At 66.8% G+C, this 22,659-nt stretch carries 23 protein-coding genes and 1 tRNA gene; 14 read left to right on the top strand and 10 right to left on the bottom strand.

The window, feature by feature from the left end; all coding sequences use genetic code 11:
- The first annotated feature begins 178 nt into the window (after positions 1-178).
- A complete protein-coding gene (locus GJG85_RS27795; protein WP_089489073.1) occupies positions 179-694 on the top strand; it encodes a shikimate kinase in 516 nt (171 codons plus the stop codon).
- 78 nt (positions 695-772) lie between these two features.
- Here the strand turns inward: GJG85_RS27795 and GJG85_RS27790 are convergent, their stop codons facing one another.
- Positions 773-2,083, bottom strand: a complete 1,311-nt coding sequence (locus GJG85_RS27790; protein ID WP_050018244.1) for an MFS transporter — start codon at positions 2,081-2,083, stop codon at positions 773-775.
- Between the two features lie 169 nt (positions 2,084-2,252).
- Positions 2,253-3,335: a tartrate dehydrogenase gene (locus tag GJG85_RS27785; protein WP_050018246.1), complete on the bottom strand. Its 1,083-nt coding sequence runs from the start codon at positions 3,333-3,335 to the stop codon at positions 2,253-2,255.
- A 108-nt stretch (positions 3,336-3,443) separates the two neighbouring features.
- On the opposite strand from GJG85_RS27785, the gene GJG85_RS27780 reads away from it, so the two are divergent.
- Positions 3,444-4,364, top strand: coding sequence for a LysR substrate-binding domain-containing protein (locus GJG85_RS27780; protein ID WP_089489072.1), 921 nt, complete (start codon positions 3,444-3,446; stop codon positions 4,362-4,364).
- A 225-nt stretch (positions 4,365-4,589) separates the two neighbouring features.
- Here GJG85_RS27780 and GJG85_RS27775 read toward each other — a convergent pair whose 3' ends face one another.
- The 3 genes from GJG85_RS27775 to GJG85_RS27765 all read right to left on the bottom strand — a co-directional run bounded on the left by GJG85_RS27775 (position 4,590) and on the right by GJG85_RS27765 (position 7,048).
- Complete coding sequence (locus tag GJG85_RS27775) at positions 4,590-5,594, bottom strand: LysR family transcriptional regulator (RefSeq protein WP_050014509.1); 1,005 nt, start codon at positions 5,592-5,594, stop codon at positions 4,590-4,592.
- Between the two features lie 113 nt (positions 5,595-5,707).
- Positions 5,708-6,127, bottom strand: a complete 420-nt coding sequence (locus GJG85_RS27770; RefSeq protein WP_050014507.1) for a hypothetical protein — start codon at positions 6,125-6,127, stop codon at positions 5,708-5,710.
- A 120-nt stretch (positions 6,128-6,247) separates the two neighbouring features.
- The gene (locus GJG85_RS27765; protein ID WP_050014505.1) at positions 6,248-7,048 is read right to left on the bottom strand and encodes a helix-turn-helix transcriptional regulator; all 801 of its coding nucleotides are present in this window, start codon (positions 7,046-7,048) and stop codon (positions 6,248-6,250) included.
- 167 nt (positions 7,049-7,215) lie between these two features.
- Here GJG85_RS27765 and GJG85_RS27760 point away from each other — a divergent pair, with 167 nt between their 5' ends.
- On the top strand, positions 7,216-7,842 hold the full coding sequence (locus GJG85_RS27760) for a LysE family translocator (RefSeq protein WP_089489071.1): 627 nt from the start codon (positions 7,216-7,218) through the stop codon (positions 7,840-7,842).
- Between the two features lie 13 nt (positions 7,843-7,855).
- On the top strand, positions 7,856-8,608 hold the full coding sequence (locus tag GJG85_RS27755; RefSeq protein WP_050014521.1) for a class I SAM-dependent methyltransferase: 753 nt from the start codon (positions 7,856-7,858) through the stop codon (positions 8,606-8,608).
- Between the two features lie 36 nt (positions 8,609-8,644).
- Here GJG85_RS27755 and rtcR read toward each other — a convergent pair whose 3' ends face one another.
- Complete coding sequence (gene rtcR, locus GJG85_RS27750) at positions 8,645-10,261, bottom strand: RNA repair transcriptional activator RtcR (RefSeq protein WP_050014502.1); 1,617 nt, start codon at positions 10,259-10,261, stop codon at positions 8,645-8,647.
- 339 nt (positions 10,262-10,600) lie between these two features.
- On the opposite strand from rtcR, the gene GJG85_RS27745 reads away from it, so the two are divergent.
- The 3 genes from GJG85_RS27745 (at position 10,601) to GJG85_RS27735 (ending at position 12,070) form a co-directional block, all read left to right on the top strand.
- Positions 10,601-10,673, top strand: a tRNA-Phe gene (locus tag GJG85_RS27745).
- A gap of 21 nt (positions 10,674-10,694) precedes the next feature.
- Positions 10,695-10,952 carry a hypothetical protein gene (locus tag GJG85_RS27740; RefSeq protein ID WP_124595474.1) on the top strand — a complete coding sequence of 86 codons (258 nt, stop codon included), beginning with the start codon at positions 10,695-10,697 and terminating at the stop codon, positions 10,950-10,952.
- Positions 10,931-12,070, top strand: coding sequence for a slipin family protein (locus GJG85_RS27735; protein ID WP_050014519.1), 1,140 nt, complete (start codon positions 10,931-10,933; stop codon positions 12,068-12,070). Before GJG85_RS27740 ends, GJG85_RS27735 begins: the two co-directional genes overlap by 22 nt.
- 79 nt (positions 12,071-12,149) lie before the next feature.
- Here GJG85_RS27735 and GJG85_RS27730 read toward each other — a convergent pair whose 3' ends face one another.
- The gene (locus tag GJG85_RS27730; RefSeq protein WP_204384094.1) at positions 12,150-13,202 is read right to left on the bottom strand and encodes an RNA-guided endonuclease TnpB family protein; all 1,053 of its coding nucleotides are present in this window, start codon (positions 13,200-13,202) and stop codon (positions 12,150-12,152) included.
- A 92-nt stretch (positions 13,203-13,294) separates the two neighbouring features.
- Here GJG85_RS27730 and GJG85_RS27725 point away from each other — a divergent pair, with 92 nt between their 5' ends.
- The 6 genes from GJG85_RS27725 (at position 13,295) to GJG85_RS27700 (ending at position 20,534) form a co-directional block, all read left to right on the top strand.
- Complete coding sequence (locus GJG85_RS27725) at positions 13,295-14,518, top strand: RtcB family protein (protein WP_050014499.1); 1,224 nt, start codon at positions 13,295-13,297, stop codon at positions 14,516-14,518.
- A gap of 55 nt (positions 14,519-14,573) precedes the next feature.
- Entirely contained in the window at positions 14,574-15,389 is an 816-nt protein-coding gene (locus tag GJG85_RS27720) for a nucleotidyltransferase domain-containing protein (protein WP_089489067.1), read from the top strand.
- Positions 15,390-15,651: 262 nt separating this feature from the next.
- Positions 15,652-16,800, top strand: coding sequence for a DUF1176 domain-containing protein (locus tag GJG85_RS27715; RefSeq protein WP_200891625.1), 1,149 nt, complete (start codon positions 15,652-15,654; stop codon positions 16,798-16,800).
- Positions 16,801-16,862: 62 nt separating this feature from the next.
- The gene (locus GJG85_RS27710) at positions 16,863-18,158 is read left to right on the top strand and encodes a nitrite reductase (protein WP_204384093.1); all 1,296 of its coding nucleotides are present in this window, start codon (positions 16,863-16,865) and stop codon (positions 18,156-18,158) included.
- Between the two features lie 192 nt (positions 18,159-18,350).
- Positions 18,351-19,646 carry an aminotransferase class I/II-fold pyridoxal phosphate-dependent enzyme gene (locus GJG85_RS27705; protein ID WP_050014496.1) on the top strand — a complete coding sequence of 432 codons (1,296 nt, stop codon included), beginning with the start codon at positions 18,351-18,353 and terminating at the stop codon, positions 19,644-19,646.
- A 162-nt stretch (positions 19,647-19,808) separates the two neighbouring features.
- A complete protein-coding gene (locus GJG85_RS27700; protein WP_050014495.1) occupies positions 19,809-20,534 on the top strand; it encodes a hypothetical protein in 726 nt (241 codons plus the stop codon).
- 22 nt (positions 20,535-20,556) lie between these two features.
- Here the strand turns inward: GJG85_RS27700 and GJG85_RS27695 are convergent, their stop codons facing one another.
- From GJG85_RS27695 to GJG85_RS35090, 3 genes are all read right to left on the bottom strand, one after another.
- Positions 20,557-21,060, bottom strand: coding sequence for a hypothetical protein (locus GJG85_RS27695; protein ID WP_050014494.1), 504 nt, complete (start codon positions 21,058-21,060; stop codon positions 20,557-20,559).
- Positions 21,061-21,123: 63 nt separating this feature from the next.
- Positions 21,124-21,399 (bottom strand): DUF4148 domain-containing protein, encoded by a 276-nt coding sequence (locus GJG85_RS27690; RefSeq protein WP_050014493.1) that lies wholly within the window; start codon positions 21,397-21,399, stop codon positions 21,124-21,126.
- Positions 21,400-21,832: 433 nt separating this feature from the next.
- Entirely contained in the window at positions 21,833-22,162 is a 330-nt protein-coding gene (locus tag GJG85_RS35090; RefSeq protein ID WP_235356240.1) for a hypothetical protein, read from the bottom strand.
- A 205-nt stretch (positions 22,163-22,367) separates the two neighbouring features.
- Here GJG85_RS35090 and GJG85_RS27680 point away from each other — a divergent pair, with 205 nt between their 5' ends.
- Positions 22,368-22,655: a DUF4148 domain-containing protein gene (locus tag GJG85_RS27680; protein WP_050014492.1), complete on the top strand. Its 288-nt coding sequence runs from the start codon at positions 22,368-22,370 to the stop codon at positions 22,653-22,655.
- Positions 22,656-22,659: the final 4 nt, after the last annotated feature.

Raw genomic sequence — 22,659 nt, 5'->3', positions numbered from 1 at the left:
TCGTGTGGTCGTACTGCTTTCGTCATACTTTTTTGAGATACCGAGGAAGAGTAACGGCGGGGCGACGCCTTTCTTTAGGGTGCTTTATCGAATAATTTCTCTAATCGCTTCGGAGTCGACATTACAAATCGATTTCACGTCGAGGCACAATGAAGGCGTCCCATCAATCCCGCTCCTCATGTCCTCTACATCGACGAACACACCGCTCACCGTCATCCATCTGAACGGACCGATCAACAGCGGCAAGACGACGATCGGCCGCGCACTCGCACGCGTGCTGCCCGATGCGCGCTTCATCGACGGCGACGATCACGACGCGCCTGAAGATGCGCCGTTCGACGTGCAATGGGCCATTGCGCTGGAGCGACTGGTCACGCAGATCGCGCAAGCGCGCGAACGCCACGTCGTAATCGCCTATCCAATCGGCGGGGCGGAATTCGAGCGGCTGCGCGCGGCGTGCGATGTACGCGATGCACGATTGTTCGTCGTCACGCTGGCACCGCCCGAAGCGGTCGCGGCATCGAATCGCGGCACACGTGCACTGACGGACTGGGAGCGGCAACGGATCGCGCAGATGTATCGGGAAGGATATGCATCGCGCGCGTTCAGCGATTGCGTGATCGATACGTCGAACGCGTCGGCCGACGCGTGCGCGGCGGAGATCGCTCGCCTCGCGGCACTTCCCGCGCATTGACGCGGCTGCTTCGGTCGTGCGCCGTCGTCAGCGCACCGTATGCACGTCCGGATGCATGCCCGCGGACGCGCACCACGCTCAATGATGCTGCCGCACCCCCGACACGACCTGCTCCCGCGCCCCCTTCCGGCTCAACATCAACGTCACCACCGCCGACACCGCGAGCGTCCCCGCGACCACATACAACCCCGCCGCATACCCGCCCGTCACATGCTTGAGCCAGCCGATCGCGAACGGCCCGACGAACCCGCCGAGATTGCCGATCGAATTGATCATCGCGATCCCCGCCGCCGCGCCGGCCCCCGACAGGAACGCGCTCGGCATCGCCCACAGCGGCGCCTTCGCGGCACTGATCCCGATGTTGACGACCACCAGCGCCAGCACGGTCAGCAACGCCGTGCTCGCCTGCCCCGCGAACACGAAGCCGACGCAGGCCAGCACGCACGGAATCACGACGTGCCACGTGCGCTCGGCGGTGCGATCCGAATGCCGCGCCCACCCGATCATCGCGACCACGGCGGCGATGCTCGGAATGCCGGTCAGCAGGCCCGTCTGCAACGCGGTGAAGCCGAACTGCTTGACCATCAGCGGCGCCCACAGGCCGAGCGTATAGAGCCCCGCCGACGTGCCGAAGTAGATCAGCGCGAGCGCCAGCACACGCGGGTCGCGCAGCGCCTGCCACGCACCGGCCGTATGCCCGGCATGCGTGTGGCGCGCGTCCGCTTCCGCCTTCAGCTTCGCGATCAGCCAGTCGCGTTCGTCGGCGCGCAGCCACGCGGCCTGCGACGGCGCATCGGTCAGGCGCTTCAGCACGACGAAGCCGAGCACGACCGCCGGCAGCGCTTCGACGATGTACAGCATCTGCCAGTCGGCCAGCCCGAACATCGGCGGCATCTGCATGATCGCGCCCGACAGCGGCGAACCGATCGCGGTCGAGATCGGCGCGGCCGCCATGAACCACGCGGCGGCCACCGCACGCTGCTTCGCGGGAAACCACAGGCTCAGGTACAGGATGATGCCGGGGAAGAAGCCGGCTTCCGCGATGCCGAGCAGAAAGCGCAGCACGTAGAAGCTCGTCGGTCCGGCCGCGAACGCGGACACCGCCGACACGATTCCCCACGTGATCATCACGCGTGCGATCCAGATGCGCGCGCCGACGCGATGGAGAATCAGGTTGCTTGGCACTTCGAACAGAAAGTAGCCGATGAAGAACAGGCCGCCGCCGAACCCGAATGCGGTCGGCGACAGGCCGATCGCCTTGTTCATCGTCATCGCCGCGAAGCCGACGTTGACGCGATCGAGAAAGCTGACGAAGTAAAGCAGCATCACGAACGGAATGATGCGCCACATCAGTTTCCGCGCGACGCGGGTTTCCAGATCCGCTTGCATGTGTCTCCTCCTTCGAGGTCGGGCCGTGCGCCGTCGGTCGATGGACCTCGAGCGCCGGCCGGCGCCCGGCTCGCGTCGCATGCGCGAGTCGCGGGCTGAAAATGCGTGAGTGGAGCGAGCGGGCGGCGCTCGGCTGCGCGCACGCGCGGCCGTCACCGCGTCGCTGCCGTCAGGCCGCGACCGCCGCGTTCGCGACGCGCTCGCAGACGGCCGCCGTCACCTGCGCGGTCGTCGCGCTGCCGCCGAGGTCGCGCGTGTGCAGCGACGGGTCGGCCGTCACGGCCTCGATCGCGTGCATCACGCGCGCGGCGGCATCCGCCTCGCCGAGATGTTCGAGCAGCATCACGACCGACCAGAACGTGCCGACCGGATTCGCGAGTCCCTTGCCCATGATGTCGAACGCGGAGCCGTGGATCGGCTCGAACATCGACGGATAGCGGCGCTCGGGATCGATGTTGCCGGTGGGCGCGATGCCGAGGCTGCCCGCGAGCGCGGCGGCGAGATCGCTGAGGATGTCCGCGTGCAGGTTGGTCGCGACGATCGTGTCGAGCGACGCCGGGCGGTTGACCATGCGCGCGGTCGCCGCGTCGACGAGTTCCTTGTCCCACGTCACGTCGGGGAATTCCTGTGCGATCTGCTTCGCGATCTCGTCCCACATCACCATCGCATGCCGCTGCGCGTTGCTCTTCGTGATCACGGTCAGCAGCTTGCGCGGCCGCGACTGCGCGAGCCGGAACGCGAAACGCATGATGCGTTCGACGCCGGCGCGCGTGAGGATCGACACGTCGGTCGCGGCCTCGATCGGATGGCCCTGGTGCACGCGGCCGCCAACGCCCGCGTATTCGCCTTCGGAGTTCTCGCGGACGATCACCCAGTTCAGGTCGTCCGGCCCGCAGCGTTTCAGCGGCGCGTCGATGCCCGGCAGGATGCGCGTCGGGCGCACGTTCGCGTACTGGTCGAAGCCCTGGCAGATCTTCAGGCGCAGGCCCCACAACGTCACGTGGTCGGGTACGTCCGGGTCGCCCGCGGAGCCGAACAGGATCGCGTCCTTGCCGCGCAGCGCGTCGAGACCGTCGGCCGGCATCATCGCGCCGTGCCGACGGTAGTAATCGGCGCCCCAGTCGAAATCCTCGAACGCGAACGCAAAGCGGTCGCTGCCGCGGGCCAGCGCTTCCAGCAACTGCTTGCCGGCAGGCACCACTTCCTTGCCGATGCCGTCGCCGGGAATCGTTGCGATACGGTAGGTCTTCACGCGGACATCCTCCATTGATCGTGAGCGTGAACGCACTTTATCGAACTGGAAGTACATAAACCGGGGCTATACTCAAAGCATCTTTAACTTCAATTCACGAATCCCGTCATGGCGGATACCGTCCAGCCGGCCGATCTCGGCTTCTTTTCGACGCTGGCTGCGTCGGGCAGCCTGAGCGCGGCCGCGCGCGAACTCGGGCTGACCGCGGCGGCCGTCAGCAAGCGACTCACGCAGATGGAGCGGCGCGCGGGCGTGACGCTCGTCAATCGCACGACGCGGCGGATGATGCTGACGCCGGAAGGCGACGTGTACCTCGACTATGCGCGCCGGATCCTCGATCAGATGGACGAGCTCGGCGAACTGCTCGGCAGCGCGAAGCAGCGGCCGAAAGGCCTGCTGCGCGTGAACGCGACGCTCGGTTTCGGGCGCAGCCACGTCGGCCCGGCGATCTCGCGCTTTGTCGCGCGCTATCCGGAGGTATCGGTGCAGCTGCAGTTGTCGGTGATGCCGCCGCCGCTCACGGACGACGCGTTCGACGTGTGCATCCGCTTCGGCGAACCGCCCGATACGCGCGTCGTCGCGCGGCGGCTCGCGCCGAACCGCCGGCTGCTGTGCGCGGCGCCCGCGTATCTCGCGCGGCACGGGACGCCCGGCACGCCGCACGACCTGACGCGGCACAACTGCATCGGCATCCGGCAGGGCGACGAAGGTTACGGCGTGTGGCGCCTGACGAGCGGACGCGGTGCGGCCCGCCACACGGAAGCCGTGCGGATCAACGGCAACCTGACGACGAACGACGGCGAGATCGCGGTGAAGTGGGCGCTCGACGGACACGGGATCCTGATGCGCGCGGAATGGGATCTGCGCGACTATCTCGCCGACGGCAGGCTGGTCGTCGTGCTGCCCGAGCACGAAACGCCGAGCGCCGACATCTACGCGGTGTATGCGCAGCGTCACCAGATGTCCACGCGGATTCGCGCGTTCGTCGATTTCGTGGCGGAGGATTTGCGGCGGTTTAGGGTGGTGTAAGGCGGGTATTCCGCACCCCATGCGGGTCGACTGTCGGTGCTGCGGGCATGCGCACGCCTGCGCCTCTCCGCATGCCGCTGCACTGCTGGCCCCGCAGCATACGATGTAAATATTCCGGCGAATTTCGTGCCAAATCGCCAAAATATTTACATCCTCCGATACGGATCAAAGGCCAGCGCCTGCCACCTCGCAACCGCTTGAGGACCTTCCGTCCGCATACCGCCGTCAAGCCACCGCTACGAGCCCGCTGTAGCGATCGCCGGCAGCGACTGCACCCGGCAGCGCCGGCCGCCACCCCACCGCCCCCGCCGCCGCCAGTCCCGCCTGCTCATACCCGGCCTGCACGAAGCGCTCCGCGATCCAGTCGACGAACGCCCGCACGCCGGGCGACACATGCGGGCGCTTCACATAGACGGCCGACACCGCGAGCGCATCGGGTTGCCAGCGCGGCAGCACTTCCCGCAACCGCCCCGCGTCGATCAGCGGCTGCGCGGCGACGCGCGTCGGCTGGATCAGCCCGAGGCCGTGCACGCCGCAGGCGAGATACGCCTGCTCGTCGTCCACGCTGACGATGCCGTCGAGTTGCACCTTGCGCACCGCGTCGTCCATCACGAATTCGAGCTCGGCCGGACGCTGGCCGAACACGTGCGACCCGGCTACCGCGCGATGCGCGTCCAGATCGTCGGGCGTGCGCGGCACGCCGAAGCGCTCGAGATACGCGGGGCTCGCGCACGTCACGCGCTCGAGCGAGCCGAGCCGGCGTGCAACGAGCGACGAATCGGGCAGCGCACCGAGCCGGACGCTGCAGTCGATCGCGTCGCCGATGCGATCGCCCGCGCGCCCGGCCATGGCGAGCATCAGTTCGAGATCGGGATGTCGTGCATGAAATTCGCCGAGCGCGGCCAATACGATCGCGCCCGCCACCGACGCCGGCAATTCGACGCGCAACGGCCCGCTCGGATGCAGCGCGGCGCCGCGGATGCTCGCTTCGAGCTCGTCGACGTCCGCGGTGATGCTGACGCAGCGCCGGTAATACGCATCACCTTCGGGCGTCGCCCGCAACGCGCGCGTCGTGCGCACCAGCAGCGGCATGCCGAGCGCCGCTTCGAGTTCCTGCACGGTGCGCGTCGCGGTGGCGCGCGAAATGCCGAGCGCCTGCGCCGCGCGCGTGAAGCTGTTCATTTCGACGATGCGCGTGAAGATGCGCATCGCGCGGATCGGATTGTCCACCCAACACCTCTGCGTGGTTGCGATATGCCGCGGCGCGCGTTCGCGCACCGTGCGTGCGTGTCAATATCGACGTCGATGTCGACGCAAGCCGCGCGACCCGCGCGGCCGTCGGGTCAGGCGTTCGCCGCCGCGACGCCGGGCGCCGGTTCGGCGAGCAGCCGTTGCGCGAGCGCCAGTGCGTCGTCGCGGCTCGCCGCCGCGTTCAGCGGATAGCCCCAGACCTTCTCGAAGGCGCCCGAAAAGGCATTGAGCGCCACGCGCCGCGCCGCGTTGGGCTCGATCGCGATCATCCCGGGGATCCGTTCGCGCGACAGCGCACGGTTGGCCTTGCTCCACTTCGCGAGCTGTTTGCGCATCTCGTGATCGTTGTCCGCGCGATCGTCGCCGGACGGGGCATCGTCGGTCAGCAAGACGAAGCGTTCGCGGCGCGCGAGCAGCGCGTCGAGTTCGGCAATCAGGCGGGCGGGATCGGTGTGGGTCGAGCCGCTGTAACGCAGCCAGACAAACGGGAATTCAGTCGTGACGATTTGCATGTCGACCTCCAGATGAGAACGATTCTCATCTTATGGATCGAGACCCGATGCGTCATTTCTCATCCCGGCCAACTGCTTTTTCAATCCGGCCAAACGTGTGCGAGCGCGCAGCGTAGGCGTTCAGCGTTGCCGGTCGGTCAGGTATTGCGTCGGCGACTTGCCGGTCGCCTTGCGGAACATCGTGACGAAACTGCTCGCGCTCTCGTAGCCGAGATCGATTGCGATCTGATGCACGCGGCGGCCGGTCGTCAGCATCCGCAACGACAGCGCGACGTGCAGCCGACGGCGCCAGTCGCCCAGGCTCATGCCGAGTTCCTTCGTCGCGAGCCGCGTGAGGCTGCGCTCGCTGATGCCCGCGCGCCGCGCGAGTTCGGCCAGCGGCGACTTGTCGGCCGGATCGTCGAGCAGATGGTCGATCAGCTTGCGCAGCCGGCGGTCGGCCGGCATCGGCAGGTACAGATCCTCGATCGGCGCCGCGACGAGTTCGTCGAGCAGCGTCGCCACCAGCCGCCCCTGCGGCCCGTCGACGTCGTACAGGTTCGGGAAGCTGGCCGCCTTCAGCAGCAGTTCGCGCAACAGCGGCGACATGGCCAGCGTGCAGCAGCGCGTGGGCAGCTCGAGCGCCGCGTCGGGTTCGACCAGTACCGCGTAGAAAGTCGCGCCGGCCGAGCCGCGCGCCGCATGCGGGACATCGCCCGGAATCCAGACCGTGCATTGCGGCGGCGCAGTCCACACGCCGCCGTCGATCTCGCAATAGACGACGCCGCTCAACGTGTAGAGCAGTTGCGCCTGACGATGGCTGTGCCGCTCGAGCCGCCATTCGGGCTCGACGACCGAGCCGCCGAACACGACGAGCGGACGCGGCACGTGATAGACGTCGGCGTCCGCGGCGGGATCGGTGATCGGTGGAAGGTCGCGCATGGAACGACGGGCTGTAAAGAAGGCCGGACGCCGGCGCGCCCTGTCGTGCTTATACCAGAAAGGCGCCGGCGCGGCCGCGCCGTTTGAAAACGGCCGTCTGCGGCCGCGCGCCGAACCGAATACAATGCGCCGATCCCCTGCCGCTGCGCCAACCTGCCGGAGCCGCCATGTTCGACCTGACCACGCTGACCACCTTCACGGCCGTCGTTCTGGGCCTGTTCCTGATTCCCGGTCCCGCCGTGCTGCTCGTGCTGAGCCGCACCGTGCAGGGCGGCCGCAAGACCGGCATCCTGACTGGCCTCGGCGTCGCGAGCGGCGACTTCGTGCATACGCTGTTCGCGGCCGTGGGGCTGTCCGCGCTGCTGATGACGTCGGCACTCGCGTTCAACGTCGTGAAGCTGGCCGGCGCCGCGTACCTGATCTACCTCGGCGTGCGCGCGCTGCTCGAGAAGGCGGCCGACCCGTCGCTGCCGCAGGTGTCGCCCGTCACGCCGCTCAGGGCGTACTTGCAGGCGATTCCCGCCGAAGTGCTGAATCCGAAAACCGCGCTGTTCTTTCTCGCGTTCATGCCGCAGTTCGTGCATCCGGAGCGCGGTTCGACGTTCGTGCAGTTCGCGGTGCTCGGGCTGATCTTCGTCGTGCTCAGCTCGCTCTACACGACACTGATCGCGTGCTCGATCCGCCCGCTCGGCCGCATCGTGAAGCGGCTCACGTGGCTCACGCGCTGGCAGGGCAAGATCATCGGCTCGATCTTCATCGCGCTCGGGCTGCGCGTGGCCGTGCAGCAGCGCTGATGTGCGCGGCTGCATGACGCGCGCCGACGCGGACCTGCTCTACACCGACCCGCGCCTCGTCGCGGTGTACGACGTGTTCAACGCGGGCGATCGGGACTTCGCGTTCTACGCGGCCACGATCGGCGCCGCCGGGCAACGCATCCTCGATCTCGGCTGCGGCACCGGCACGTTCGCGCGACGGCTCGCGGCAGCCGGGCATGACGTCGTCGCGATCGATCCCGCACCGGCGATGATCGATTACGCGCGGCGCCAGCCGGGTGCCGACGCGGTACGCTGGCTCGCGTGCGCACTCGACGGCCTGCCGCCCGGCGCGCCGTTCGATGCGGTCGCGATGACCGGGCACGCGTTCCAGTGCCTGCTGACCGACGACGACATCGATGCGACGCTGCGCGGCGTGCGACGCGTGCTCGCCGACGGCGGCCGCTTCCTGTTCGACACCCGCAACCCGCGTATCGAACCGTGGCGAACATGGACACCCGCGCAGTCGGCACGCAGCGTCGAGTCACACGCATTCGGCATCGTCGATCTCCATCACGCGGTGCGGGCGATCGACGGCGCGATCGTGACGTTCGACACGCATTACCGCTTCCGTCGCGACGATACGGTGCTGACGAATACGAGCCGGCTGCGTTTCATCGCTCGATCCGAATTGCAGGCCCGCGTGACGGCGGCCGGCTTCGCGTCGGCCGACTGGTGCGGCGATTGGGACCGTGCCCCGTTCGACGAGGCGACCAGCGCGGAGATCATCGCGATCTGCCGCGCGTAACGGGCGCAGCGCAGACATCACGCGCCCCTCTCGTCATCACACGCCGTCGAGCGCGCGCCGCACCCCGTCCCAATCGAGCCCGAACCGCGCGAGATACTTGCGCAATCGGTCCGCATCATTCGGCTGCTTCTTGCTCTTCCGCGACACCGCGAACAGCGTGCGCCCGGCTTCCGACAGGCTCGCCGACGTGCGGCACACGTCGAGCACGCGTTCGAGCTGCGCGCGGTCGAACAGGTCGAGCTCCGCCGCCCGCGCACCGAATACCGCGTCGACGCATGCATCGGACGCCCCCGCACCACCCGGCGACGACCACGTGCGCGTCAGCCGCTCGACTTCCTGCTCGGCGAGCGCCTCGGTAATCCGCCCCGCATCGGCCAGCGTCGCCATCCGCGTGACCGAGGCCGACAGCTCGCGGAAGTTGCCGGCCCACGTCGCGCGCGGCGACGCCGCGAACGCGAGATAGCGCCGCTTCGCCTCCACGTTGAACCGCACCTGCTCGCCCTGCTCGCGGCCGAAACGGTCGAGCTCGAATTCGAGGTTCGGCTCGATGTCCTCGCGGCGCTCGGCGAGTCCCGGCAGTTCGTAGGTCCACAGATTGATCCGCGCGTAGAGATCCTCGCGGAACGTACCGGCAGCCACCATCTGCCGCAGGTCGCGATGCGTGCCCGCGATCAGCTCGAAATCGCTGCTCGCCTCGACGTCCGCGCCCACCGGCAGGAAGCGCTTTTCCTCGATCGCCTTCAGCAGCATCGCCTGTTCGTCGAGCCCGAGTTCGCCGATTTCGTCGAGAAACAGCAGCCCACCGTCCGCTGCGCGCAGCAGCCCCGCGCGCGCCGACTGCGCGCCCGTGAACGCGCCTTTCACGTGACCGAACAGCGTCGACATCGCCGCGTCGCCGCGCAGCGTCGCGCAGTTGACCTCGATGAACGGCCCCGCGAGCCGGTGCCGGCCGCGCTTCAGTTCGTACACGCGCTTCGCGAGAAACGACTTGCCGGCACCCGTCGGCCCGACCAGCAGCATCGGCGCGCGCGACCGCACGGCCACGCGCTCCAGTTGCTCGATCAGCGCGTTGAAACGCGCGTTGCGCGTCGCGATGCCGGCCTTCAGGAACGACACCGTTTCGTCGCGCTCGCGCGTGAAGCGCTGCGCGATCCGGTTGTAGCGCGACAGGTCGAGATCGATCACCGAGATCGTGCCCGGCCCGCTCGGCCCTTCGTCCGTCCGCTGCGGCGGCCCCGTCTGCACGAGACGCGCGGGCAGGTAGCGCGCTTCCGCCAGCAGGAACCAGCAGATCTGCGCGACGTGCGTGCCGGTCGTGATGTGGATCAGGTAATCCTCGTGCTCGAGGTCGAACGGATACGCGCGTGCGTAATCGTGCAGCGTCGCATAGACCTCCTCGAAATCCCACGGATCGTGGATCGTGACCGGCGTGAGCCGCACGTCGGTGTGCGGCGACACGCGCGCGAGATCGTCCCGCACCTGGTTGGCGAGACGCGTGTAGTCCAGCGAATGCAGCAGTTCGAGCCGGTCGATCGGCAGGCCGGGCTGCTCGCACAGCGAAATCGTCGGCCGCCATTTGCGGTAACGGCGCGGCGCGCGGCCGCCCTGGTCGAGTACGGTGCCGAGAAAACCGATCGCGACGGTTTTGCGCATGTTTATCTCATGGGATAAGAAGCGATCCGATTGTATCGGATATTCATGGCGGCGCGGTGCAACGAGCGTTGCCAGCAGGCCGCGCCAAATAAAAAAATTCCCTTTATTTTCAATCGCCTGGGAAATTTCACGAAAGCCCACGCCCGCACTGGCACGCTCCTCGCTAAATAGAAGACGCCGGATGTCCCGCTGGCCCACGAGCCAGGGTTCAACAAGCCCTGCTGGTGCGCCGCCGCCGAACCTCGTTCGTCGCGGCAGCGCATGCCGCCATGGACAGACGAAGGCAAAGGGGCGCGCGCCAGGATGCTTCGCCCGGGTTCGAATCCCGGGGCGCCCCATTGTTCGGAAGCTCAGTCAGGTGGAGCAGCCGGCGAAAGCCGGCCGGTGGCGGGTTCGAATCCCGCTCGAACGCTGTCCGCAAGGACGGTCTCGTATGAAAGCAGTACCCGCCGGTGCGGGCCGCAAGGCCCGCCGCGCGTCCGACCGGTTGCGGTTCCGCGCGATCGCGCCGGGCGGCCGCACGGCCCGCGCGAATGCGCACGACGACGCGATGCAGGACGCGTCGCCATGCGCTTCGACGCCGGCCAGCGTGCCGCCCGCCCGATTGCGTCGCACCGCGATCCGCCCGATGCGCGTCACCCGGCGGCCATTGAAGAAAAGGACAAGAATATGTGGATGCGACATGTCGTAAAAAAGAACGAACGCGCGCTGCTGATGAGCGAAGGCGATTTCGTGAAGGTGCTCGAACCGGGTGTGTTCAAGGCCTTCGATCCGTTCAAGCGCCTGTCGGTGCAGACCGCGCGTCTCGATGCGCCGCTCGCCGACGAAGCGCTGGCCGATTACCTGCGTCACGACGCACAGGATGTGCTCGCGCAGCATTTCGTCGCGATGGATCTCGCCGACGACGAAGCCGGCCTGCGCTACGAAGACGACGTGCTCGTCGAGATCCTGGCGCCCGGCACGCGCCGGCTGTACTGGCGTGGCCTGACCGCGCATCGGCTGGAGCGCATCGATCTCGCGCAGGACAGCATGCTGCCCGCCGCGCTCGTGAAGCGCATCGCGCAACCGTCGCTGCGTGCGCGCGGCGTGGCGGGGCTCACGAGCGTGCTGCTGGCTCAGGTGCCGGCGTACCACGTCGGTGTACTGAAGATCGACGGCAAGATCGAGCGGGTGCTGGACGCGGGTACGTCGGCGTTCTGGCGCTTCAACCGCGACGTCGCGGTCGAACTCGTCGATCTGCGCTTGCAGGCGATCGAAGTCGGCGGGCAGGAAATCCTGACGCGCGACAAGGTCGCGCTGCGGCTGAACCTGTCGGCGACGTGGTGCTATGCGGACGTGCTGCACGCGTTCGGCCAGTTGCAGAAGCCGGTCGAACACCTGTATCGCGAACTGCAGTTCGCGCTGCGTTCGGCGGTCGGCACGCGCTCGCTCGACGCGCTACTGGAGGACAAGCAGTCGCTCGACGACGTCGTGATTGCGCAAGTACGCGCCCGCCTCGACGATTCAGGCGTGGACGTGCGCAGCGTCGGCGTGAAGGATATCGTGCTGCCGGGCGACATGAAGACGATCCTCGCGCAGGTGGTCGAAGCGGAGAAGTCCGCGCAGGCGAACGTGATTCGCCGCCGCGAGGAAACGGCGGCCACGCGTTCGCTGCTGAACACCGCGAAGGTGATGGAAGAGAACCCGACCGCGCTGCGACTCAAGGAGCTGGAAACGCTCGAGCGCGTCGCGGAACGGATCGACCGCATCTCGGTGTTCGGCGGTCTCGACCAGGTGCTGAACGGACTCGTCAGCATCAAGGGCGCGTAATGCAGGAGCCGGCGCGGCGCACGTGTATCGCGCCGGACCCCGAAATGAATCAGGTGAAGCAATTAACGTCCTCGTCCACCTAAAGGCGGAGGATTCCCACACCTGGCGATGCACGTCCGCATCGGAGAATGTTCAGCGCAGCGTTGATATCACGATCATGCACGAGACCACAGTCACTGCAGGCCCATTCTCTTATTCTCAGTCCCGCGATACCTTTCGGCCGCGTCGTGCTGTCTTTCGATCCGCACGACGAACAGGACTGGGTCGAACCGCTTTCGTCCACTTCCTCGAACGTGGCCCCGTGCGCGATCGCTTTGTAGCGGAGCTTGTTTCGGAAGGACGACCAGGATGCGTCGTAGGCGCTCTTCGCCATCCTGGTTCTGGCGAGTTTTGCGGCCGACACGTTGCCGACCGCGATGTAATCAAAACGCCGCACCAGATCGAGCGCGAGCTTATGCTGGAAATCGGCGCGGGCATTCGCGACCTTGGCGTGCAGCTTCGCGATATGCCGCTTGTGCTTTCGCGCCCGTTGCGCTTTCGCGAGTTTCTCGGCCGCGCATCGACCGAACCGATCGTTAGGCAGCTTCTCGCCGGTCGAAAGTGTGGCGAAGTCTTTCAGACCGAGATCAATGCCCACACCGGAACGGACCGGGCGGGCCTGCACATCGGGCATCTCGATCACGATGTTGAGAAACCAGTTGCCGCGTGCATCCTGCGCGAAGTTGGTGCCGCCCTTGATCTTGCCTTCGGGAAGTGGGCGGCTGTTAAACACGCGGAAGGTGTTGCCGGCAAAGCGAAACGCGTCGCCCTCGCGCTTCAGGTCACGCCCCTTCAGCGGCACCCAGCCAAGCGATTTCCTGCCGCGATAGCGCAGGTAGGGCCGACGGTGCTGACTGCGCGACTTAGCATATTGCTCGCACGTGGCGTTGATCGTACCGGAGTGGATACCGAGCGCCTTGCTGCTGCCGGTGGTGAGCATATTCAGGTCGAAGCCGGTCGGCCACTTCTTGCTCCATTTGAGCGCGTGCTTCTGCGTATCGTTGCAAAAGTTCCAGACGTAGTTCACCGCGCGGCTCTGCTTGTTAAGCAGTCCGTTGAGCGACTTCACCCGGTAGCGGTAGACAAGAATCATGCCGGTGATCCTAACCCGTGGGAGAAGCCGCCTGTCAACAGCACCCCTTTCCTTCCCGCCATCAATGGCGGGGTTTCCCGGAGCAAATTCTGATGAATGACATCGAATATCAGGTGATGGAACTGGCGAACGGCAAGCCGGTGAAGATGTGGACGCAAGGCGTCGCCGTCGAAGAGGAAGCGCGCACGCAACTGCGCAACACCGCGCAGATGCCGTTCATCTTCGGCCACGTCGCGGTGATGCCGGACGTTCACCTCGGCAAGGGCTCGACGATCGGCAGCGTGATTCCGACGAAGGGCGCGATCATTCCGGCCGCGGTCGGCGTCGACATCGGCTGCGGGATGATGGCCGCGCGCACGACGCTGACCGCGTCCGACCTGCCGGATTCGCTGGGTGGGCTGCGCAGCGCGATCGAGCGCGCGGTCCCGCACGGCCGCGCGCCGGGCCGCCGCGATCCGGGCGCATGGGGCGATCGCACGCCGGCCGCCGTGACCGACGCGTGGAAGTCGCTGCAACCGGGTTTCCAGCGGATCGTCGACAAGTATCCGAAGCTGGAAAAGACGAACCACTACGCGCATCTCGGCACGCTCGGCACCGGCAACCACTTCATCGAAGTGTGCATCGACGAAGCGGACCGCGTGTGGTTCATGCTGCACAGCGGCTCGCGTGGCGTCGGCAATGCGATCGGCAGCCTGTTCATCGAACTCGCGCAGGCCGACATGCGCCAGCACATCGCGAACCTGCCGGATCGCAACCTCGCGTATTTCACCGAAGGCAGCCGGCACTTCGACGATTACGTCGAGGCGGTCGGCTGGGCGCAGGACTACGCGCGACGCAACCGGCAGGCAATGATGGACGCGGTGATCGGCGCGGCGCGCGGCGTGATCGGCACACCGTTTTCGGTCGACGAGCACGCGGTGAACTGCCACCACAACTACGTGCAGCGCGAACGCCACTTCGGCGAAGACGTGCTCGTCACGCGCAAGGGCGCGGTGTCCGCGCAGAAGGGGCAGCTCGGGATCATCCCGGGCTCGATGGGCGCGAAGAGCTTCATCGTGCGCGGGCTCGGCAATCCGGAAAGCTTCTGCTCGTGCAGCCATGGTGCGGGCCGGACGATGAGCCGCACCGAAGCGAAGCGCCGCTTCACGGCCGACGATCAGGCGAAGGCGACGCAGGGCGTCGAATGCCGGAAGGACGCGGGCGTCGTCGATGAAATCCCGATGGCCTACAAGGACATCGACGCGGTGATGGCGGCCCAGCGCAGCCTCGTCGAAGTGATGCATACGCTGCGCCAGGTGGTGTGCGTGAAGGGATAGTGCGGTATGCGGCCGATGGCCGGCGGCCGCGCACAACGAAAGGAAGACGACAACGATGAAAACCGACAAGACGATGACGACCGTACGCAGCGCGCATCCGGTCGACCCGGCGGTGCGGGCGCGCGTGATGGCGGAGCTCGCGGAAGTCGAGCGCCGCCACGATGTAAGCGTGCTGTTCGCGTGCGAATCGGGCAGCCGCGGCTGGGGATTCGCGTCGCCGGACAGCGATTACGACGTACGCTTCGTGTACGCACACCGGCGCGACTGGTACCTGAGCGTCGAACCGCAACGCGACGTGATCGAACGGCCGCTCGACGACGAGCTCGACGTCAGCGGCTGGGAATTGCGCAAGGCGCTGCAACTGCTGCGACGCTCGAATCCGACGCTGCTCGAATGGCTCGACTCGCCCGTCGTGTATCGCGAAGACGCGCGCTGGGCGCCGCGGCTCAGGTCGCTGGCATCGGCGTTCTTCTCGCCGGTACGAGGGCGTCATCACTACCTCGCGATGGCGAAGAAGAATTTTCGTGGCTATCTGCAAGGCGACACGGTGCGTTACAAGAAGTACCTGTACGTGCTGCGGCCGCTGCTCGCGGTGCGCTGGATCGACATGGGGCTCGGCATGCCGCCGATGCGTTTCGCGGATCTCGTCGACGGCACCGTGCATGAGCCGGCTGTGCGCGCGGAGCTCGATGCGTTGCTCGCGCTGAAGATGAGCGCGAACGAAAGCGAATACGGGCCGCGCCGACCGGCGATCCACGCGCTGGTCGAGACGATGCTCGCCGATGCCGAACACGACCGCGAATACAAGCGGCCGTGGGGCGACGTGGCGATGCTCGACGCGTTCCTGCGCGACGTGGTCGACGGCCGATGAAACGTGAACGGCGCGATGCCTCCGGGGATCGCGCCGTTTTTGCATCGGCACTCGTCCGATCTATGCAGGCCAGGCAGCAACGTCCGTGCCCGCATACTACGTGTCGTCGTCACGATCGCAGCGCATGGCGGCGGTATACTCGATGCCGTTCGCCAATGCGCGCCGCTGCATGCGCCGCAGCCTTCGACCTGCCCCGCTTGCTGACGATGCGCTTGCAGTCCGACGTCTTCCGCCCGCCCATCCACAGTCGATACGAACCGTCATGTCGCACCGCCTTTCGCTCGCCATCGCCGCCCTCCTCGCCGTTTCCCCGTTCGTTGCCGAGGCTCGCCCGCTCGCGCGGCCGCCGGTCGAACGCGACTTCAAGAACTGGTCGGTCGTCTGCGACAACGGCAACCGCTGTATCGCGGAAAGCCACGCCGACGATATCGACGACGCACGCACCGGCCTGATCCTCCGCGTGACGCGCGATGCCGGCCCGGACGCGCAAGCCTCGCTCGACCTCTACGCGTCGGCGCCGATCGACTTGCGCACCGCACGCGTGGATGGCCGGCCGTTCGATGCGATGCCGGCGCAATGGCATGCGTTCGGCGACAAGAGCGACGACGACGCCCGCCCGCTCCGGATCCGGACCAGCGATCCAGCAACGGTGGCCGCGTGGCTGGCCGCGGCGCGTAATGCGCAACTGCTGAGCGTCGGCGATCCGGCCACGACGTCCACCGCACGCACGCCGTTGTCGGGATTGAATGCCGCGCTGCTGCTGATCGACGACACGCAGGGCCGCGTCGGTACGGTCACGGCACTGCTGCGCCCCGGCACCCGGCCGGCATCGTCGGTGCCGGCCGCGCCCGCGTTGCCACACGCCGTCACGCCCGCGCCGCCGGCCGCCTCGGCCCTGTCGGCCGCCGAACAGCGTCCGCTCGTCGATGCGGTACTCGCGAAATTCGGTGCCGACGTGAAGCAATGTGCGGCCGATGTCGAAGACGAAATGTCGGCGAGCGACCGCAGGAAAGCATCGCGAGCCGTCGCGATTTCGTCCGACGAGGCGCTCGTCGCGATCCCGTGCCAGACCAGCAGCATGTATAACCACACCGATCTGTGGTATCGCGTGCGGCGAACTGCGCCGTACGCGCCGGCCGCGATGAACTTCGGCGAGAACGCGAACGCGGGCCTCGATTCAGCGTCGTTCGCAAACGAATTGACCGACGCCGGCTACGATCCCGCCAGCGCGACGCTGTCGAGCAAGGTGAGGCTGCGCAGTGCCGGCGATTGCGGCTCGACCGCATCGTGGATCTTCGACGGCCGGCGCTTCATGCTCGGCGATATCGCGACGCACGGCGCATGCAACGGCCTGTTCGACGATCAGTGGCCACGCCTGTATCGACGGGCCGATGCGGCCGGAAGCCGCTGACGCACGTATCGCACCGAAACACGCCTGCAGAGATAACCCATAACAAAACGAGGGGCCGAACCATGCATCACCCATTCATCGCCGCGTCGGGCCACACGGCCGCGCCGCGGGGCACGCGCGGCTGGCGCAGCGCGCTTGCGTTCGCGCTGATCGCCATCACCGCATTCGTGTCGACACCGGCGCGCGCGGCAGACGCCGACGAGTCGGTCGAGATCCCGTTCTGGTCGCGCGACTGGACCGGCACGATCGGCAATCGCCATGTCGAAGTGTCTTTGTCGCGCGTCGCCGATACGATATCCGGCTGGTACTGCTACGCGCCATGCGCGTCCGACAAGCGCTATCGGCTTGCGTTGAAGGGTTCGCTCGATCCGCACGGCACGACGCTGTCGGAACGCGACAGCGGCGCGAAGACGAATGCCGATCGCGTGACGGGCACGTGGCGCGCCGCTTCGTTCGACAATGCGGTCACCGGCACATGGACCGCCCCGGACGGCAAGCGCACATTCCCTGTCTCGCTCGCGCAGAAGCGCGTAGGCAGACCATTCCCCTACGACATCCGCCTCGTCGCCGACCATCTGCCGGACGATGGCGGTTCGTGCAACGACACGCCGCAGGTCACCGCGATCCGCTTGTACGATCACGACCGTCTCGTGCAGACGCTCAAGACCGATTCGCGAGGCACCTGCAACCTGTTCACACCGGATTTCGCCGACGTGAACTTCGATGGCTGGCCCGACCTGATGCTCGCACAGTCGATGGGGGCCGGCCCGAACATTCCGTATCAGACGTGGATCTTCAACCCGAAGACGCGGCGCTTCGTCGATGCGCCGCAGGGACTGCAAGACATCACGTCGCCGGATTTCGATCCGGTTCACCGGATCATCTGGACGGGCTGGCGCGCGAGCTGCTGCGAGCATGGCGTGACGACCTACCGCTGGCAGGGCAACGACGTGAAGGAGGTCGATTCCGCCAGCAGCTACTTGCTGCCGGTGCTCGACGGGAACACGCGCCGCTATTGCTACGTCGTGCCCGGCTACGACAACGGCCATATCGAGTATCCGCAACGCATCGAGCAGGCCGATACCGGGCTGCGCTCGACGCTGGGTGCGCTGAAGGACTGCGAAGTGGGTGATTCGCCGCAGATGTCGCGCGTGTATATCGACATCTGGAAACCGGGTGCGCCGGGCAGCGCCCCGACGCTCGTGCGTACCGAAAAGGTCGCTTGGAAACGTACGTCAACGCGCGCCGGCACGAAGTTCTGCCCGGACGTGCCGTTCTACGACAATGGCCGCATCCGCCGCATCCTGTTGCGCGACGATCCCGACCAGTGCAGCGACTCGAATCCCGACAAGAGCTAGTGCGCGGTGCGCCCGCGAGGGCGTACCGGCGTCGCGTCACGCGGTGCCGACGATCGTCTGCGGAAAAACGCATTCTATGCGGCGCGTCCCCATAAGCAACCAACGATTCGTTCTAAGGGCAGCCGCACACGTGCTCCTATAATCGCCGGACGGCAGGCCCCCTCGACCTTCACAACAACAAACGGAGCAACCATGACCGATCAGGCCCATTCGAACTGGCGTCTCGAAACCATCGCCGTGCACGGCGGCTATCGTCCCGACCCGACCACGCGCGCGGTCGCCGTCCCGATCTACCAGACCGTTGCGTACGCATTCGACGACACGCAGCACGGCGCCGACCTGTTCGACCTGAAGGTCCAGGGCAACATCTACACGCGGATCATGAATCCGACGACGGACGTGCTCGAGCAGCGGATCGCCGCGCTCGAGGGCGGCATCGGCGCGCTCGCGCTCGCGTCGGGGCAGTCCGCCGTCACTTACGCGATCCAGACGATCGCCGAAGCCGGCGACAACATCGTATCCGCGAGTTCGCTGTACGGCGGCACCTACAATCTGTTCGCGCACACGCTGCCGCAGTACGGGATCACCACGCGCTTCGCCGATCCGCGCGACCCCGCGTCGTTCGAGCCGCTGATCGACGCGCGCACGAAGGCGATCTTCGCGGAATCGGTCGGCAACCCGCTCGGCAACGTCACCGACATCGCCGCGCTCGCCGAGGTCGCGCATCGCCACGGCATCCCGCTGATCGTCGACAACACGGTGCCGTCGCCGTACCTGCTGCGCCCGTTCGAGCACGGCGCCGACATCGTCGTGCACTCGCTGACGAAGTATCTCGGCGGCCACGGCACGAGCCTCGGCGGCGCGATCGTCGATTCGGGCAAGTTTCCGTGGGCCGAACACGCGGACCGCTTCAAGCGACTGAACGAGCCGGACGTCAGCTATCACGGCGTCGTCTATACCGAAGCGTTCGGACCGGCCGCGTATATCGGCCGCGCCCGCGTGGTGCCGCTGCGCAACATGGGCGCGGCGATCTCGCCGTTCAATGCATTCCAGATCCTGCAGGGCATCGAGACGCTCGCGCTGCGGGTCGAGCGGATCAGCGACAACGCGCTGAAGATCGCGCAGCATCTCGCGCGCCACGAGCACGTCGAATGGGTGAACTACGCGGGCCTGCCCGATCACCCCGACCATCCGCTCGTCGCCCGCTACCTGTCGGGCCGTGCGCCGGGCATCCTGACATTCGGCGTGAAGGGCGGTCGCGACGGCGGCGCGAAGTTCCAGGACGCACTGAAGCTGTTCACGCGGCTCGTCAACATCGGCGATACGAAGTCGCTCGCGACGCACCCGGCATCGACCACGCACCGTCAGCTGTCGCCGGCCGAGCTCGCGAAGGCCGGCGTGAAGGAAGAAACGGTGCGGCTGTCGATCGGCATCGAGCATATCGACGACCTGCTCGCCGATCTCGACCAGGCGCTCGCGCAGCTTTGAGCGGAACGGGCGCACCGGCTTGCCGGTGCGCCCGCATCGAACCGCTTGACCCTGGAGCGGCTTCAAGGTGTTCAATCTCCGGTTGATGCCCGGGCGACGCCCGGCGCGTACGATCGTGCCACGCAGCGTCCGACTGCGACGCGCCAACCGCCGAGAGGACTCATGACACCGACCGCAAAGCTCGCGCTGCTCACGTTACCGCCCGTGCTGGCGGCCTGTTTCGGCGCGCTCGCGGCCGCGTGGCGTGCGCCCGGCCCGAAAACGTCGAGCGTGATCCAGCATTTCACCGGCGGCATCGTATTCGCGGCCGCCGCGCTCGAACTGCTGCCGCAGGACCGCGCGCATGCGTTGTTTCCGGTCGTCGTCGGCTTCGTGCTCGGCATCGCGCTGATGCTGGCGATCCGCGCGCTGTCGGGCGCGATCGAGACGCGCTTCGAGCAAGCGCGTTTGCCGGTGAGTCTGATCATCGTCACCGCGATCGACCTCGTCGTCGACGGCCTGGTGCTCGGCATCGCCTTTTCCGCGAGCGACGAAAGCGGCATCATCCTGACCGTCGCGCTGACGCTCGAGGTGCTGTTCCTCGCGCTGTCGGTCAGCGCGGCGCTGGCCGCGGCCGGCATCGGCCGCATGCTGTCGATCGTCGTGCCGGTCGCGCTCGCGGCGCTGCTGAGCGTCGCGGCCGTGGCCGGCAATGCGGCGTTCGCGGGGTTGCCCGCGAACGTCTATGCGGTGCTCCTGGGATTGGGCACCGTCGCGCTGTTGTACCTCGTCACCGAAGAATTGCTGGTCGAAGCGCACGAGGTGCCGGAAACGCCGTTCGCGACGGCAGCGTTCTTCATCGGCTTCATCGTGTTCTTCCTGATCGAAGGATCGGTGAAGGCCGGGTAGGCCGCGCGCAACGGCGTGGTGGCTACCATGTCGTCGCGCCGGTCGGATAAGTGTCGACGATACGCGTGCCGTTGACCGGCGTGACACCCGCGTTGCGCAGTGTGGTCCACAGGTCGATCGCATGTTCGCGCGATTTGCGGCTGCCATCGTCGGTCAATACGTTCAGCGCGATCACTTGATCGCGCGTCGTCAGCTGCAGTTGTTCCTTCAGCTTGCGCGACTGATGCGACGCAGTGCGGACGTCACCGAGCATGATCCGTTTCTCCGTGATGGTCGGCTCGTCACCGGGATCGGCCGGCACGAACGTCAGCCGGCCGTTGTCGATCTCGCATTGCCCGCGCGCGAACGTCGTGGTCCACGCGCCGGCCGGCACGGCCGCGAACTCGCAGCGCATTTTCTCGTTCGCGCGGATGCCGAGGTCGTGCGCCGGCGCGTGCGACAGCGCACGTTCCGGCCAGCCAGCCGCCATCGCGGCCGTCGACGTCAGGCACGCCGCCAGCACGATTCCTTTCGCGATATTGCGCATCGCACGCTCCTTTTCCGTAAATGCGGCCGACGGGCGTCGTCCCGGTCGGCCGCGAATCAACGATCAAAGCACCGCGAAGCGGTTGTCGTGCGCGTCGACCATCGGCGTCTTCTCGCCGCGATGAACGGTCGAGCGATGAATTTCCCGATTGCGCGCGACGGCGGCCGGACTCGCCGGATAGTCGTGATTGGGGCTCGGGATCACGCCGTCGTGGCGCGCGCGCACCAGCTCCTGAATCACTTCCTGACGGCTTTTCGGCTGCGCGACCACGGCTTGCGAGAAGGCTGCTATCGACAGCGCGCCAGCGGCCATGGCGATCAGCGAGTGCGGAATGTTCATGTGGTTGGCTCCTTACTGGAATTCCGTGACAGAAGCCTTCACTTTGATCCCGAGGCGGTGCGGATTCGTGATCGCCTGATGACGGTTTCGTCACCGTCCCGACGATGTTTGATGTCCGCCGACCATGCGCTATCGACGCACACCCATCTTCATGCGGTCGGCGCGTGGCGGCGCGCGAACGGGGAACCGCGCACGCTGGCCGGTGGCACGCGTACGACGGGCATCGTCAATCCCTCGGCGGCTGCCCATGCGCACTGCGTGACGAAAATTTCATGTTCCGATCAGGTTCACGATGCGTCGCATCGCTACGATCGGAACGGTAGCGGGCCCTGCCCGTTCCTACCCACGCAGCGGGTCGCTGCCGCACGGCACGATCACGCATTAGGCCCGGACTCGTCGAGCGCCGGGCCATTTTTTTACGCGTGTCCGACCATCACCGCGGGGAATTGCGCTGCGGGTACACGCACGGATGCGTTTTCACATACAGGTTCGGATTGCCGCACCGGTGCCCGGCATAGTCGACCGGCTCGCCAGGCGTCAGGTCGGTCGGCGCGGGCTTGCGCGCGGCGGCAGAAGCGGTGGCCGTGGCGCCGGAACGTGTCGATGCGCAGCCCGCGAACAACGGGACGATCAGGACTGCGATCAAGGCAAGGCAAATAGCGGGACGATGCAATTTTCGATCCGGAAGAAGGTCTGAACGGCGCCGCCCGCTATCGATGCTGCTGTCGCGGTCGGCACGTATTCCGTCGGCACGCTCAGCCAACGGCAGACTGCATGTTCCGCTTCCCGCTCATCCCACCCATGACGCGAACATGACGGTTGCGTCATGTCGATCGAGTCCGCACGGCGCACCTCCACGCCGGCAAGCTGACGCATTTTTCATCTCGCGATCACGATCACGCACGGCTGCTTTCGCATACTGGGTCCACGGTTCGCCACCCGGCGGCCCTGATCAAGGAGAGCACTCGATGAAAACGGCAAAACTCGCAGCACTGTTCGTCACCGCCACGCTGTCGCTCGGCATGGCCACGCAGGCCGCGTTCGCCCAAACGCAAACGCAGGGCAAGTCCCGCGCGCAGGTCGTCAACGAACTGAAGCAGGCGCAGCACGACGGCATCGTGCCGATCAGCAAGACGCAGTACCCGCCGACCGCCGACGTCGTCGCGCGCAACAAGGAGCTTCACGGGATTTCGGTGCATGGCGGCGAGAAAAAGCAGCAGACCGACAACCACGACGACCTCGCCGCGAAGCAATGATGCG

Source organism: Burkholderia sp. MS389 (assembly GCF_016899425.1).
Lineage (GTDB): Bacteria > Pseudomonadota > Gammaproteobacteria > Burkholderiales > Burkholderiaceae > Burkholderia > Burkholderia sola.
The sequence above is the reverse complement of the archived record's forward strand: the minus strand, read 5'-3'. Positions and strand labels throughout refer to the sequence as shown.